The organism is Scandinavium sp. NPDC088450 (assembly GCF_044900545.1).
Taxonomy (GTDB): Bacteria; Pseudomonadota; Gammaproteobacteria; order Enterobacterales; family Enterobacteriaceae; genus Scandinavium.
The window spans coordinates 1-13,674 of sequence record NZ_JBJDNI010000033.1 but is presented as its reverse complement, the minus strand read 5'-3'; the positions used below and the strand labels follow the sequence as shown (position 1 = coordinate 13,674).

Sequence of the window (13,674 nt, the reverse complement as noted above, 5' to 3'; positions counted from 1 at the left end):
GGCATGATGAATGATTCATTTTTACAGCGTGGCGGATGCGGCGCTGAATGAGGAAGAGATTGAGATGAGTATGGTTGAGACGACCCCGGGTAAGCTTTCAGTTCGCGATTTGAACTTCTACTACGGCAAGTTCCATGCCCTGAAGAACATCAACCTGGATATCGCTAAGAACCAGGTGACGGCGTTTATCGGTCCGTCGGGGTGTGGTAAATCCACGCTGCTGCGTACGTTCAACAAAATGTTTGAGCTGTACCCGGATCAGCGTGCGGAAGGTGAAATTCTGCTGGATGGCGATAACATTCTGACCAACACTCAGGATATCGCCCTGCTGCGTGCCAAAGTCGGGATGGTGTTCCAGAAGCCGACGCCGTTCCCGATGTCGATTTACGACAACATCGCTTTTGGCGTGCGTCTGTTTGAAAAGCTGTCCCGTGCGGACATGGACGAGCGCGTGCAGTGGGCATTGACCAAGGCCGCATTATGGAATGAAACCAAAGATAAGCTGCATCAGAGCGGGTATTCTCTCTCTGGCGGTCAGCAGCAGCGTCTGTGCATCGCGCGTGGAATTGCGATTCGCCCGGAAGTGTTGCTGCTGGATGAGCCCTGTTCAGCGCTGGACCCGATTTCCACGGGTCGCATTGAAGAGCTGATCACTGAGCTGAAACAGGATTACACCGTGGTTATCGTGACCCACAACATGCAGCAGGCGGCGCGTTGCTCCGACCATACCGCGTTTATGTATCTCGGTGAGCTTATCGAGTTCAGCAGCACGGACGATCTGTTCACCAAGCCTGCGAAGAAACAAACTGAAGACTACATTACTGGCCGCTACGGTTGATCGGAGTTAACCATGGATAATCTTAACCTCAACAAACACATTTCCGGCCAGTTCAACGCAGAGCTGGAGCACATCCGCACTCAGGTGATGACCATGGGCGGGCTGGTGGAGCAGCAGCTTTCTGATGCGATCACCGCTATGCACAACCAGGATCAGGAACTGGCGAAGCGAGTTATCGACGGTGACAAGCAGGTCAACATGATGGAAGTGGCGATTGATGAAGCCTGTGTGCGCATCATCGCAAAACGTCAGCCAACCGCGAGCGATTTGCGTCTGGTAATGGCCATCATCAAAACTATCGCTGAGCTGGAACGTATTGGTGACGTCGCAGACAAAATCTGCCGCACCGCGCTGGAGAAATTCTCTCAGCAGCACCAGCCGTTACTGGTTAGCCTGGAATCGCTGGGCCGCCACACCGTACAGATGCTGCATGACGTACTGGATGCGTTTGCGCGTATGGATCTTGACGAAGCGGTGCGTATTTACCGCGAAGACAAGAAAGTGGATCAGGAGTATGAAGGCATCGTCCGTCAGCTGATGACCTACATGATGGAAGACTCCCGCACCATTCCAAGCGTGCTGACCGCGCTGTTCTGCGCCCGTTCTATCGAGCGTATCGGCGACCGTTGCCAGAATATCTGCGAATACATCTTCTACTTCGTGAAAGGGCAGGATTTCCGTCACGTCGGTGGTGATGAGCTGGACAAACTGCTGGCCGGGAAAGACCCGAAAGAGTGATTGATAAAACATAACCCCAATTAATAAATCATTGGGGTTATGTATATTTCAGCACTATTCTGAAAATAGTCACCAAAAAGCATAAAAGCGAAGATAATCACACTCCTTAAATTCCCTCATTGATTTCCCCTTCTGTATGCATACACTCCCCATAGTTTACTTTTACTCTCACCGTTTAATGACCGGATTGTTACTGCTTTTGCAGGCAAAACCTGGTTGAGTCAGTCGGTATCTGGCGCAACCGGATTATTTGCTTTCAAAAGAGGTCCTGCTCATCATGATGTTAATCACAAAGGTATTAAACAATAATGTGCTGGTGATTGTGGATAACAATCACTGTGAAAAAGTCGTGATGGGGCGAGGTCTGGGTTTTCAAAAACAGTCTGGCGGCTATATTGATTCCGGGAAAATTGAAAAAGAATATGTGTTAAGCAGCCATGAACTGACAGGGAAGTTGGGTGAACTGCTTAGTCGAATTCCTCTTGACGTAATAACCACCTGCGACAAAATTATCTCACTGGCGAAAACCCGACTGGGGAAACTCCAGGACAGCATCTATATCTCGCTTACCGATCACTGCCAGTTTGCCCTTGAGCGCCATGCTAAGGATATCGCGCTGTCCAATGCATTGATCTGGGATATCCAACGGCTGTACCCTAAAGAGTTTCAGTTGGGGGAGGAGGCGTTAGATATTATTGAAGGACGATTAGGTGTTCGGCTGCCAAAAGATGAAGTGGGTTTTATTGCGATGCATTTTGTGAGTGCACAAATGTCCGGGAGTATGGACGTTGTTACCGGGATCTCACAGCTTATGCGCGATATATTACAGTTCATTAAATTTCACTTTAAACTTGAATATGATGAAAGCAGTTTGAGCTATCAACGGCTAGTGACACACCTTAAATTTTTTTCTTATCGCATTCTCGAGTTTAATGCTATTGCCAACGATGATGTTATTTTGCAGCAGGCTGTGAAAAGCCGCTATTTTGATGCATGGCAATGTGCAGAGCGCGTAGCTATTTTTATTGGTTTGCACCACAACCGAAAAGTTACTACTGAAGAAATTATGTTCCTGGCTATCAATATTGAACGTGTCAGAAAGGATCGCTAAGCCATATTAGTCGTTTAGTGAAGCATTCATCATAAAGGATTGTTACCGCATGACGCGGGCAAAACCTGAAGGAAATTGTCTTAGACCCAGGCAATTTCCTTCAGGTTTTTTTTTGGTCATAGCCGTGGAACGGTTGAGGAAAAAGTATGAAGGAATTAGCCAGAAAAATTGTGGCTGGTGTGGGTGGGCAGGACAATATCATTAGCTTAGTTCACTGTGCCACGCGGCTGCGTTTTAAACTCAAGGATCAGGACAAGGCGCAGGCGGAAACGTTAAAAAGCACCGCTGGCATTATCATGGTTGTGGAAAGTGGTGGTCAGTTTCAGGTGGTGATTGGAAACCATGTGGCGGATGTTTTCTCCGCGGTGAAGTCGATTACCGGGGGAAGACAAAGCGAGACGCAACAGGGAAAAACGAAAGATAACTTCTTTAATCAATTTATCGATACCATCTCAGGGATCTTTACCCCTTTTATCGGGCTGATGGCTGCTACAGGGATCTTAAAGGGCATGCTGGCGTTGGCGCTAACGTGTCAGTGGACAACAGAAAACAGTGGAACCTATCTGCTGCTGTTCAGCGCCAGCGATGCGCTGTTTTACTTTTTCCCGATCATTTTAGGCTATACCGCGGGCAAAAAATTTGGCGGTAATCCTTTCATCACCATGGTGATTGGCGGTGCATTGACACACCCGCTGGTTTTACGTGCCTTTGAACATGCACAAAATCCGGATGCGGCGGTGCTGCATTTTCTCGGTATTCCGATAACCTTCATCAACTACACCTCCTCGGTTATCCCTGTCATTTTTTCTGCCTGGGTCTGCTGTTTCCTGGAGAAAAAACTCAACGCCTGGCTACCCGCAGCGATTAAAAATTTCCTTACGCCCTTACTTTGCCTGGTGATCATCACTCCACTCACTTTTCTGGCGGTTGGGCCTTTATCGATGGGGCTAAGCGAGTTGCTGGCGCTGGCTTATCAATATCTGTACAGCGCTTCTCCCTGGCTTGCTGGCGGCGTCATGGGAGGGATGTGGCAGATTTTCGTGATGTTTGGCCTTCATTGGGGATTGGTGCCTTTAATCATCAATAATTTCAGTGTATTGGGCTACGACACCATGATGCCGCTCTTACTGCCTGCCGTACTTGCGCAGGCGGGTGCTGCAATGGGGGTATTTCTCTGTGAGCGCGATGCACAGAAAAGAGTGGTGGCAGGTTCCGCGGCACTGACAGGGCTTTTTGGCATTACCGAACCGGCCGTTTATGGCGTCAATTTGCCGCGTAAATATCCTTTTGCCATCGCTTGTCTGAGTGGGGCTGTGGGGGGCGTCCTAACCGGGCTAGCGCAGACCAAAATGTACTCCTTTGGCATGCCGAGTATTTTCACATTTATGCAAACCATTCCTCCCGCCGGGATCGACTCTACGGTGTGGGCCAGCGTGATCGGATGTGCCATTGCGGTGGGTTTCTCGTTCACAGGAACGATGGCATTTCATTATTTCAAGAAAGAGCCTGAGGCTGCGGCCACGCCGGCCATCTCTTTAGCTGGAAACCAGGGGCTCAAAGAAATCTCGGTATATGCCCCCATCACCGGGACCCTCAAACCCTTATCAGAAACAGCAGATGCGACGTTTGCCAGTGGCTTACTGGGCAAAGGGATTGCCATTTTACCGACCGAAGGAAAAGTGCTTTCGCCTGTAAAGGGCCGAATCGCGTCTTTGTTTGAAACCCGGCATGCCATCGGTATTCAGTCAGACGAAGGTATTGAAGTTCTCATCCATGTGGGCATCGATACGATCAAACTCAAAGGTCAATATTTTCAGGCACATGTCCAGGTCGGTGATCAGGTCGACGTCGGTGCTCTCCTGCTGACTTTTGATATCCCAGCCATTACCGCCGCAGGCTTTGATTTAACGACGCCCGTGTTGGTCAGCAACAGCGACGAGTTCACGGATGTGTTGGTGGTGGGCTACGAGCCCGTAAAAGCCACAGACCGAGTGTTAACCATTATCCCGTAAATCAGATGAGGCAGACCATGATGAAAGCATTTCCTGAAGCATTTCTATGGGGCGGAGCAACCGCCGCTAACCAAATTGAAGGGGGGTGGCAGAGCGATAATAAGGGGATTTCAACCTCTGACGTTCAGCCCAACGGTGTTATGGGGAAAATGGAGGAGCGTATTCCTGGCAAAGAAAATCTAAAAGATACCGCGATTGATTTTTATCATCGCTACCCCGACGACATAGCGCTGTTTGCTGAAATGGGATTTACCTGCCTGCGCGTCTCGATTGCGTGGACACGAATCTTTCCTTCGGGTGATGAACGCGAGGCAAACGAATCGGGTTTAGCGTTTTACGATCGGTTGTTTGATGAGCTGGCCGCAGCCAATATTCAGCCGCTGGTGACGCTCTCCCACTACGAAATGCCCTATGACCTGGTGAAACGCTACGGCGGATGGGGAAGCCGAAAGGTTATTGAGCACTTTGAGCATTACGCGAAGACGGTGTTTACGCGTTATCAGCACAAGGTCAAATTGTGGCTGACGTTCAACGAAATCAATATGTCCCTGCACGCCCCATATACTGGCGTCGGCCTGCCTGAACAGAGTGAAAAAGCTGACATTTATCAGGCGATCCATCACCAGTTGGTGGCAAGCGCGCGAGCGGTTGCGGCCTGTCACGAGATAATCCCGGATGCCAGAATCGGCAATATGTTGTTAGGGGGCCTGGTTTACCCGCTGAGCTGCCATCCTGGCGATATATTGCAGGCTATGCAGGAAAATCGCAGCTGGTTGTTTTTTGGTGATGTTCAGGCGCGTGGTTCGTATCCTGGTTATATGCTGCGTTTTTTCCGCGAGCATAATATTCAGATTGATATGACCGATCAGGACCAAAAGGATTTATCGCACACTGTCGATTTTATTTCTTTTAGCTATTACCTGACGGGATGCGTTTCGCATGATGAAACCATCAATAATAAAATTCAGGGCAATATTCTCAATATGCTGCCAAATCCTCATCTGGAGAGTTCTGAATGGGGCTGGCAAATTGATCCAACGGGATTACGAATCCTGCTTAATGAGCTATGGGATCGTTATCAAAAACCGCTGTTCATTGTGGAAAATGGATTGGGCGCAAAAGACCGTGTTGATGCGAATGGCAAAATTCATGACGATTATCGAATTCACTATTTGAACGATCATCTGGTACAAGTCCGTGAAGCGATTGAAGATGGCGTTGATATTCTCGGCTATACGAGCTGGGGTCCCATTGATCTCGTCAGTGCCTCTCACGCGCAAATGTCTAAACGTTATGGTTATATTTATGTCGATCGTGATGATGATGGCCACGGTTCTTTATCCCGTATTCGTAAAGACAGTTTTTACTGGTATGCCGAAGTGATTCGCACAAGGGGGTTGTCACTACAACAACTGAAATAATAAAAACCAATCCTGATTACTTTACAAAACCGCATAAGCGCTGATTTATGCGGTCGGATTTCCTTTATCTTTTAAATGCTATAGGGATATTATGTTCAGAAAAAATATCATAACCTCTGCCCTGTTTTTGATGGTGCCGTTTTCTTTTTCTGTGAATGCTGAGCCCATGACGGTGGAGCAGCGATTTGAATTGCTGGAAAAAGAACTCAGGCAAACTCAACTGGAACTTAAAAAATATAAAGAAGAAGAGAGTAAAAGAAGGTCGCTCTGGGTTCACGATGCGTCAGCACAAGTTTCAACGAAAACCAACGCAATGGAGGCTGCCAGCCAACCAAAAGCCTCACAGAAACCAGAAGCGCTTGTCGTAAAGAATACAGAAAAAAGTGCTAACGGTAATGAAGCGGTCTATTCCTCAATGACCCTGAAAGATATCAGCAAGTTTATCAAAGATGAAATCGGCTTTAGCTACAGCGGCTATTATCGCTCAGGTTGGGGAACAGCCTCTCATGGAGCGCCCAAATCCTGGGCCATCGGTTCGCTTGGCCGTATGGGGAATGAGTATTCGGGCTGGTTCGATTTACAGTTCAAACAACGTGTGTATGACGATGGCGAAAAACGTGTTGATGCTGTCGTCATGCTGGATGGTAACGTTGGGCAGCAGTATTCCACGGGGTGGTTTGGCGATAATGCGAATAACGAGAACTACATGCAGTTCTCTGATCTCTATGTCACCACGAAGGGATTCTTACCTTTCGCACCCGATGCAGATTTCTGGGTTGGTAAACATGGTGCACCAAAAATTGAAATCCAGATGCTGGACTGGAAAACGCAGCGTACCGATGCCGCGGCGGGCGTGGGCATCGAAAACTGGAAAGTGGGGCCGGGTAAAATTGATATCGCCCTGGTGCGGGAAGACATCGATGACTACGACCGCAGTCTGGAAAACAAACAGCAAATTAATACCAACACCCTTGATGTTCGCTACAAAGATATCCCATTGTGGGATAACGCGTCGCTGATGGTCTCCGGGCGTTATGTCGCCGGTAATGAAAGTTCATCTGAAAAATATAACCAGGATAACAATGGTTATTATCAATGGAAAGATACCTGGATGGTGGGTACCGCGCTGACGCAGAAATTTGATGCGGGCGGATTCAACGAGTTTTCCTTCCTGATGGCCAACAACTCGATTGCCAGTAACTTTGGCCGATATGCCGGTGCCAGCCCATTCACGACATTTAATGGGCGTTATTATGGCGATCATACTGATGGCAAGGCTGTACGCTTAACCTCTCAGGGGGAAGCGTATGTTGGGGACCACTTTATCGTGGCGAACGCGCTGGTTTATTCCTTTGGGAACGACATTTACAGCTATGAAACCGGTTCGCATTCAGACTTTGAATCTATTCGTGCAGTGGTTCGTCCGGCCTATATCTGGGATAAATACAACCAGACGGGCGTCGAACTGGGCTACTTTACCCAACAAAATAAAGATGTGAAGGGGGATAAATACAACGAATCCGGATTTAAAACGACGTTATTCCACACCTTTAAAGTCAATACCAGTATGTTGACGTCGCGCCCGGAAATTCGATTCTATGCCACCTACATTAAAGCGCTGGAAAATGAATTAGATCAGTTTGCCTTTGAAGATGAAAAAGACGATCAGTTTGCGATTGGTGCGCAAGCTGAGATCTGGTGGTAACCCACTGATAATTTTAAAAAGGACTTAACGATGAATCGTAAAACTGCTTACCTGTCTCTGTTTATAGCCAGTGTTTTTATGGGGCAAAATGCGTTGGCGGCGGCATTACCCGCCAGCCCCGATCCCTCCGTGCCTGTGAGCCAGTATGTTTCACGGGTGAATGAAGACAATAGCGTGACTTACCGTTTCTTTGCGCCCGAGGCCAAAAACGTTTCGGTCGTGACGGGCTCCATTCCTGTGCCTGAAGCCGTTCACACAATGACCAAAGACGCATCTGGAGTCTGGAGCTGGCGTGGTCCGGTCTTGAAGCCCAATCTCTATGAATACTATTTTAATGTCGATGGCGTGCGGAGTATTGATACCGGCACGGCGATGACCAAGCCGCAGCGCCAGGTGAACACCAGTATGGTTCTGGTGCCGGGAAGCATTCTTGATACCCGCGCCGTGCCTCATGGTGATTTGATTACCCTCACGTACCACTCAAAAGCATTGGCCTCTGAACGTCAGATATTCGTCTGGACACCGCCGGGATATACCTCGAAATCTGAAGCCTTGCCGGTGCTCTATTTCTATCATGGCTTTGGTGATACCGGGCGCTCTGCTATCGATCAAGGGCGTATCCCTCAAGTAATGGACAACTTACTGGCTGAAGGAAAAATCAAACCGATGCTGGTCGTCGTGCCTGATACCGAGGCCGATATTCCGGAAGCAATCCCCGAAAATTTTGTGCCGAAAGACCGTCGAAAAGCGTTTTATGCGCTGAATGCTAAAGCGGTGGATCGGGAATTGATGAATGACATTATCCCTTTGATCAATAAAAAATTTACTGTGCGAAAAGATGCTGATGGGCGGGCGTTAGCGGGTCTGTCACAGGGCGGCTATCAGGCGCTGGTTTCAGGGATGAATCATCTTGAGAGCTTCGGCTGGTTAGCCACCTTTAGTGGTGTAACGACCACCACGGTTCAGGATAACGGGGTGGCGGCACAGTTTAACAATCCGCAGGCCATCAACCAGCAGCTTCGTAATTTCACCGTAGTGGTGGGCGAAAAGGATGAGGTGACTGGCAAAGATATTGCTGGTCTGAAAGCTGAGTTGGAGCAAAAACACATCCGGTTTGATTACGTTGAATATCCGGGGCTTAATCACGAAATGGATGTCTGGCGTCCAGCCTATGCCAGCTTTGTGCAGAAGATATTTAAATAAAAGAAGGCAGGCAGGCCAATTGTATTGGCCTGCTTGATAATATACATTTTATATCTAAATTATATTTTTTTATTTGTTAGGTGAATTATAAAAGTCACAGGTAACAAAGTGAAAATCGTCAATCTGTGAACACTCCCTTAAGTAATACTTTATAGCTGCCAGGTTTTACGCTTCATTGGCAGTAAATTAAAGGTTTTACGCTGTCTGTTTTTTATACTGCATTTGCGTTACTCCTTCTCAGTCGTTCTTACGATCAGGAATCAACGGAAATGACAATACAATCATCCATCGTCACGGAGTCGTCGTCCGAGCTCTCAAAGGTTGTTTTTGGGATGCCGGTTAAACTTTTCTGGGGTTATATTGCCATCGCCATTTTTATGACAGGTGATGGTGTCGAGTTAGCTTTCCTCTCTAAATACATCATTGATATCGGTTTTGATGTTTCTCAAAGCGCCATGATTTTCACGGTGTACGCCGTCACCGCGGCGATCGCTAGCTGGCTGTCCGGTGGGATCAGTGAAATTTACGGTCCTAAGAAGATTATGGCATTGGGCGTGGTCTGGTGGGCTGTTTTCCACGTGTTGTTTATCCACTTTGGCCTCGCGGCTAAAAACTATCCGCTTATTCTCGTTTTCTACGCACTGCGTGGTTTTGCTTATCCGCTGTTCTTTTATGCGTTTTATGTGCTGGTGGTGCAGCGCACCCCTTCGCATCGTCTGGCTTCTGCCACCGGCTGGATCTGGTCGATGTTCACGATTGGCTACGGGATTGTGGCTTCCTTTTTACCCAGCGTCACCATTCCGCTGATGGGATTTATTGCCACACTCTGGATGTCGCTCGCGTGGGTTATTGTTGGTGGGCTTGTGGCGTTATTTACGCTTAAAGAATTGCCTTCGAAAAATAAATCAGCCATTCCGATGGCCGAAAAGCTGCTGGAAATTAGCCGTGGCGTCACGCTTATTTTTCAGGACCGAAGCATGTTCCTGGCGTTAGTCATTCGTATTCTTTGTAACCTGGCGTTGTTTGGTTTCCCAATTTTCATGCCGCTGCATTACACCTCGGCAGGGGTGGGGTTTACCTCAGAACAGTGGATGCGAATCTGGGGAATCTTCTTCCTCGTGCAGCCCGTCACTAACGTGTTGTGGGGCATTATTGGCGACAGGATTGGCTGGCTATTCCAGATGCGCTGGGTCGGGTTCTTCGGCTGTACGGTGACCACACTGCTGTTTTATTTTATGCCGCTCTATTTCCCGGCCAATCTGGGAATGGCTATCTTTTTTGCCTTGCTGCTGGCTTTTACAATCACCTCATTTGTGCCGATGGGGGCCATTTTCCCGATGCTCGCACCCGACCACAAAGGGGCGGCAATCTCCGTGCAAAACCTGGGCGGAGGTATCGGCAACTTCATCGGCCCAGCCATTGCGACCCTGCTGTTTAGCGCTTCTTTTGACATCAAAACCGTGGTGATTTGTTACTCCGCTCTTTATTTTCTCGGCGGTGTTCTCACCTGGTTTATTCGTAACCCTCAACTCACTGCACGCTCTCTTAAGGACGAAAAATGAACATGAATGAATTCTTTGGCATTAACGGGAAAGTGGTCATGGTGACGGGTGCGTCGGCAGGCATTGGGCTCGCCATTACCGAACTGATGCGTGAATTCGGCGCAACCGTGGTGATGGTCGATAAAAACCCGCAGGTGGTAGAGCAGGCAAAAGCGATGGCCGGGGAAACGTTCGGTATTTCGGCCGATCTCGCTGATATCGATGCGATCCCGTCGTTAGTCAAACAGGTTGTGGATCGCTTCGGGCGCATCGATGTGCTGGTGAATAACGCCGGGATTGGCATTCTGGAAGCGGCCTCAGAGGTGAAGAAAGAAAGCTGGGATGCGACACTGCTGGTCAATCTTACCGCCCCGTACTTCCTGGCACAGGCCGCAGGGCACTACATGATTGCTCAGGGCAGTGGCCGTATTATCAGCATCGCATCACAGGCCAGCGTGATTGCCCTGGAAAACCATGCAGCGTATTGCACCAGTAAAGCCGGTCTGGTGATTGCGTCGAAAGTGATGGCCGCAGAATGGGGAAAACATGGCATCACCGTGAATACCATTTCGCCGACCGTGGTGGAAACCGAGTTGGGTAAACGCTACTGGCAAGGGGAAAGGGCCACTGACATGAAAGCCAAAATTCCAGCCGGGCGCTTTGCTATGCCGGATGAAATTGCGGCGGCAGTGGCTTATCTGGCCAGCGATAAGGCCGCGATGATTACCGGTGAAAACCTGGTAATTGATGGCGGTTACACCATCGTATAAGTGACAAAGCCCGGCTGAATACCGGGCTGTTTTGTTATTGTGTGACCTGCCAGCCGCGAGCTTTCCACAGCGCTGGAAGTTCATCCAATGACGTAAAGGTTGTCACTTTTGGGTGGTCGATCGGCTGGTTGTGCGGATCGGCACAGAAGTAAAAGACTTCCATTCCCGCCGCCACGCCGGACATGGCTCCAGCGTTGGAATCATCCACCAGCACGCAGTTTTCCGGGGCGACATTCATCGCTTTTGCGGCGTGATACATCAGTGCCGGATCGGGTTTCCAGCGCTGGATATCGTAGCCACTGAACAGCTTTTCCGGGAAGTGGTGCAACATGCCGGTTTTACCGAGCGAATGCTGCATCTTACTGACCGGGCCGTTTGAGACCACGCACATCGGTACGGTAACTGAGTCCAGCAGGGCATTCGCGCCTGCAATCACTTCCAGTTCGGTATCAAACAAACGAGCCACTTCTGCGCGATAGACCGGCTCAAGCTTCTCTTTCGGCAAATCAACACCGTACTCCACATTGATGGTGTCGATAATCTCGTACAGCTTCACGCCTTTGAAGCGCTTGAAAATCTCCTCAAGCTCAAGGGTGATGCCAAATTCCTGGAACATGTGAACATAGGCCCGGGAACAAATCACTTCACTGTCGACCAGGGTGCCATCGCAGTCGAAAAAAATCGCCTCAATACTGGACATGCCGTTTCCTGTCATAACAAGTTTAACGTTTACGTAATCATTTTTGCCCGACGCAATCGTTGCCGTATAAGCAAAATCAATGAAAAAAAGTGTGTCTTACACCTGCCTATTGTCGCATTTTGGTATAGGATAGCGACGAATTTTCCCCTCCTTTGTTTGGAACCAGAAGATGAGCCAACAACAATCAACCCAGACGTCGGGTCAGGGTCTGCTTGAGCGCGTGTTTAAACTGCGTGAGCATGGAACTTCGGCACGCACCGAGGTTATCGCCGGTTTTACCACCTTCCTGACGATGGTTTACATCGTTTTTGTGAACCCGCAAATTCTGGGCGTGGCTGGCATGGATACCAGCGCCGTCTTCGTCACCACCTGTCTGATTGCCGCTCTTGGCAGCATCATGATGGGTCTGTTTGCTAACCTGCCGGTTGCTCTGGCCCCTGCGATGGGCCTCAACGCCTTCTTCGCGTTCGTGGTTGTGCAAGCGATGGGTCTGCCATGGCAAGTGGGCATGGGCGCGATTTTCTGGGGCGCCGTGGGTCTGCTGCTGCTGACCATTTTCCGTGTGCGTTACTGGATGATTGCCAACATTCCGGTCAGCCTGCGCGTCGGCATCACCAGCGGTATTGGGCTGTTCATCGGCATGATGGGCCTGAAGAATGCCGGGGTGATTGTTGCCAACAAAGAGACGCTGGTGGCTATCGGTAACCTGACCTCCCACAGCGTGCTGCTGGGTGTGCTGGGCTTCTTTATCATTGCGATTCTGGCTTCTCGCAATATTCACGCTGCGGTGCTGGTGTCTATTGTGGTAACCACACTGCTGGGCTGGATGCTGGGCGATGTTCACTATTCCGGTATCGTGTCTACGCCGCCGGATGTCACCTCCATCATTGGTCATGTTGATCTGGCGGGTTCCTTCAATCTGGGCCTGGCAGGGGTGATTTTCTCCTTCATGCTGGTCAACTTGTTTGACTCTTCCGGCACCCTGATTGGCGTAACGGATAAAGCAGGCCTGACCGACGAGAAAGGCAAGTTCCCGCGCATGAAGCAGGCACTGTATGTCGACAGTATCTCTTCCGTAGCCGGTTCTTTCATCGGTACGTCTTCCGTTACTGCGTACATCGAATCCTCTTCCGGTGTGTCCGTTGGTGGCCGTACCGGCCTGACGGCAGTGGTTGTCGGTATTCTGTTCCTGCTGGTGATTTTCCTGTCGCCGCTGGCGGGCATGGTGCCTCCGTATGCCGCTGCTGGCGCGCTTATCTACGTTGGCGTGCTGATGACGTCCAGCCTGTCTCGCGTGAAGTGGGATGACCTGACAGAAGCAGTACCTGCCTTTATCACCGCGGTGATGATGCCGTTCAGCTTCTCTATCACCGAAGGTATCGCGCTGGGCTTCATCTCTTACTGCGTGATGAAAATCGGTACCGGTCGTTTCCGCGATCTCAGCCCTTGCGTGATTGTTGTAGCGCTGCTGTTTGTGCTGAAGATTGTGTTTATTGATGCGTAATAAACAACAAGGCCTTCTTTAGAGAAGGCCTTTACGGTTTGCTCCCTCTCCCTGTGGGCTGAGGTATCCCCACAAAAGTGAAAAGCACGATGAAGTGTGATCTACTGGTTGCGCTAACAAAACAGAAGAGA

Annotated in this window: 11 protein-coding genes; 10 read left to right on the top strand and 1 reads right to left on the bottom strand. The window is 49.5% G+C overall.

What is annotated here, in order from left to right; translation table 11 throughout:
• Positions 1–64: 64 nt before the first annotated feature.
• The 9 genes from pstB to ACI2I2_RS21835 all read left to right on the top strand — a co-directional run bounded on the left by pstB (position 65) and on the right by ACI2I2_RS21835 (position 11,339).
• A complete protein-coding gene (gene pstB, locus ACI2I2_RS21875) occupies positions 65–838 on the top strand; it encodes a phosphate ABC transporter ATP-binding protein PstB (protein ID WP_404659901.1) in 774 nt (257 codons plus the stop codon).
• A gap of 12 nt (positions 839–850) precedes the next feature.
• A complete protein-coding gene (phoU, locus tag ACI2I2_RS21870) occupies positions 851–1,576 on the top strand; it encodes a phosphate signaling complex protein PhoU (protein WP_097162475.1) in 726 nt (241 codons plus the stop codon).
• A gap of 274 nt (positions 1,577–1,850) precedes the next feature.
• Positions 1,851–2,687 (top strand): transcriptional antiterminator BglG, encoded by an 837-nt coding sequence (gene bglG / locus ACI2I2_RS21865; RefSeq protein WP_404659900.1) that lies wholly within the window; start codon positions 1,851–1,853, stop codon positions 2,685–2,687.
• Positions 2,688–2,833: 146 nt separating this feature from the next.
• Positions 2,834–4,699: a PTS beta-glucoside transporter subunit IIABC gene (bglF, locus tag ACI2I2_RS21860; RefSeq protein WP_404659874.1), complete on the top strand. Its 1,866-nt coding sequence runs from the start codon at positions 2,834–2,836 to the stop codon at positions 4,697–4,699.
• Between the two features lie 20 nt (positions 4,700–4,719).
• Positions 4,720–6,120 carry a glycoside hydrolase family 1 protein gene (locus ACI2I2_RS21855; RefSeq protein ID WP_404659899.1) on the top strand — a complete coding sequence of 467 codons (1,401 nt, stop codon included), beginning with the start codon at positions 4,720–4,722 and terminating at the stop codon, positions 6,118–6,120.
• A 91-nt stretch (positions 6,121–6,211) separates the two neighbouring features.
• Positions 6,212–7,825 (top strand): carbohydrate porin, encoded by a 1,614-nt coding sequence (locus tag ACI2I2_RS21850; RefSeq protein WP_404659873.1) that lies wholly within the window; start codon positions 6,212–6,214, stop codon positions 7,823–7,825.
• Between the two features lie 30 nt (positions 7,826–7,855).
• Complete coding sequence (locus ACI2I2_RS21845; RefSeq protein ID WP_404659872.1) at positions 7,856–9,028, top strand: alpha/beta hydrolase-fold protein; 1,173 nt, start codon at positions 7,856–7,858, stop codon at positions 9,026–9,028.
• Between the two features lie 269 nt (positions 9,029–9,297).
• Positions 9,298–10,590 carry an MFS transporter gene (locus ACI2I2_RS21840; RefSeq protein WP_404659871.1) on the top strand — a complete coding sequence of 431 codons (1,293 nt, stop codon included), beginning with the start codon at positions 9,298–9,300 and terminating at the stop codon, positions 10,588–10,590.
• Positions 10,587–11,339: a GolD/DthD family dehydrogenase gene (locus ACI2I2_RS21835; RefSeq protein WP_404659870.1), complete on the top strand. Its 753-nt coding sequence runs from the start codon at positions 10,587–10,589 to the stop codon at positions 11,337–11,339. The genes ACI2I2_RS21840 and ACI2I2_RS21835 overlap by 4 nt, the downstream gene beginning before the upstream one ends.
• Positions 11,340–11,373: 34 nt before the next feature.
• Here the strand turns inward: ACI2I2_RS21835 and yieH are convergent, their stop codons facing one another.
• A complete protein-coding gene (gene yieH, locus ACI2I2_RS21830; RefSeq protein ID WP_404659869.1) occupies positions 11,374–12,039 on the bottom strand; it encodes a 6-phosphogluconate phosphatase in 666 nt (221 codons plus the stop codon).
• 169 nt (positions 12,040–12,208) lie between these two features.
• Between yieH and ACI2I2_RS21825 the strand changes: the two genes are divergently transcribed.
• Positions 12,209–13,543 carry an NCS2 family permease gene (locus tag ACI2I2_RS21825; protein WP_404659868.1) on the top strand — a complete coding sequence of 445 codons (1,335 nt, stop codon included), beginning with the start codon at positions 12,209–12,211 and terminating at the stop codon, positions 13,541–13,543.
• Positions 13,544–13,674 lie beyond the last annotated feature (131 nt).

Bases quoted from the DNA above. Each gene is read 5' to 3' on its own strand.
- pstB (WP_404659901.1), top strand. From the start codon at position 65: ATGAGTATGGTTGAGACGACCCCGGGTAAGCTTTCAGTTCGCGATTTG.
- phoU (WP_097162475.1), top strand. From the start codon at position 851: ATGGATAATCTTAACCTCAACAAACACATTTCCGGCCAGTTCAACGCA.
- bglF (WP_404659874.1), top strand. From the start codon at position 2,834: ATGAAGGAATTAGCCAGAAAAATTGTGGCTGGTGTGGGTGGGCAGGAC.
- ACI2I2_RS21855 (WP_404659899.1), top strand. From the start codon at position 4,720: ATGAAAGCATTTCCTGAAGCATTTCTATGGGGCGGAGCAACCGCCGCT.
- ACI2I2_RS21850 (WP_404659873.1), top strand. From the start codon at position 6,212: ATGTTCAGAAAAAATATCATAACCTCTGCCCTGTTTTTGATGGTGCCG.
- ACI2I2_RS21845 (WP_404659872.1), top strand. From the start codon at position 7,856: ATGAATCGTAAAACTGCTTACCTGTCTCTGTTTATAGCCAGTGTTTTT.
- ACI2I2_RS21840 (WP_404659871.1), top strand. From the start codon at position 9,298: ATGACAATACAATCATCCATCGTCACGGAGTCGTCGTCCGAGCTCTCA.
- ACI2I2_RS21835 (WP_404659870.1), top strand. From the start codon at position 10,587: ATGAACATGAATGAATTCTTTGGCATTAACGGGAAAGTGGTCATGGTG.
- yieH (WP_404659869.1), bottom strand. From the start codon at position 12,039: ATGTCCAGTATTGAGGCGATTTTTTTCGACTGCGATGGCACCCTGGTC.
- ACI2I2_RS21825 (WP_404659868.1), top strand. From the start codon at position 12,209: ATGAGCCAACAACAATCAACCCAGACGTCGGGTCAGGGTCTGCTTGAG.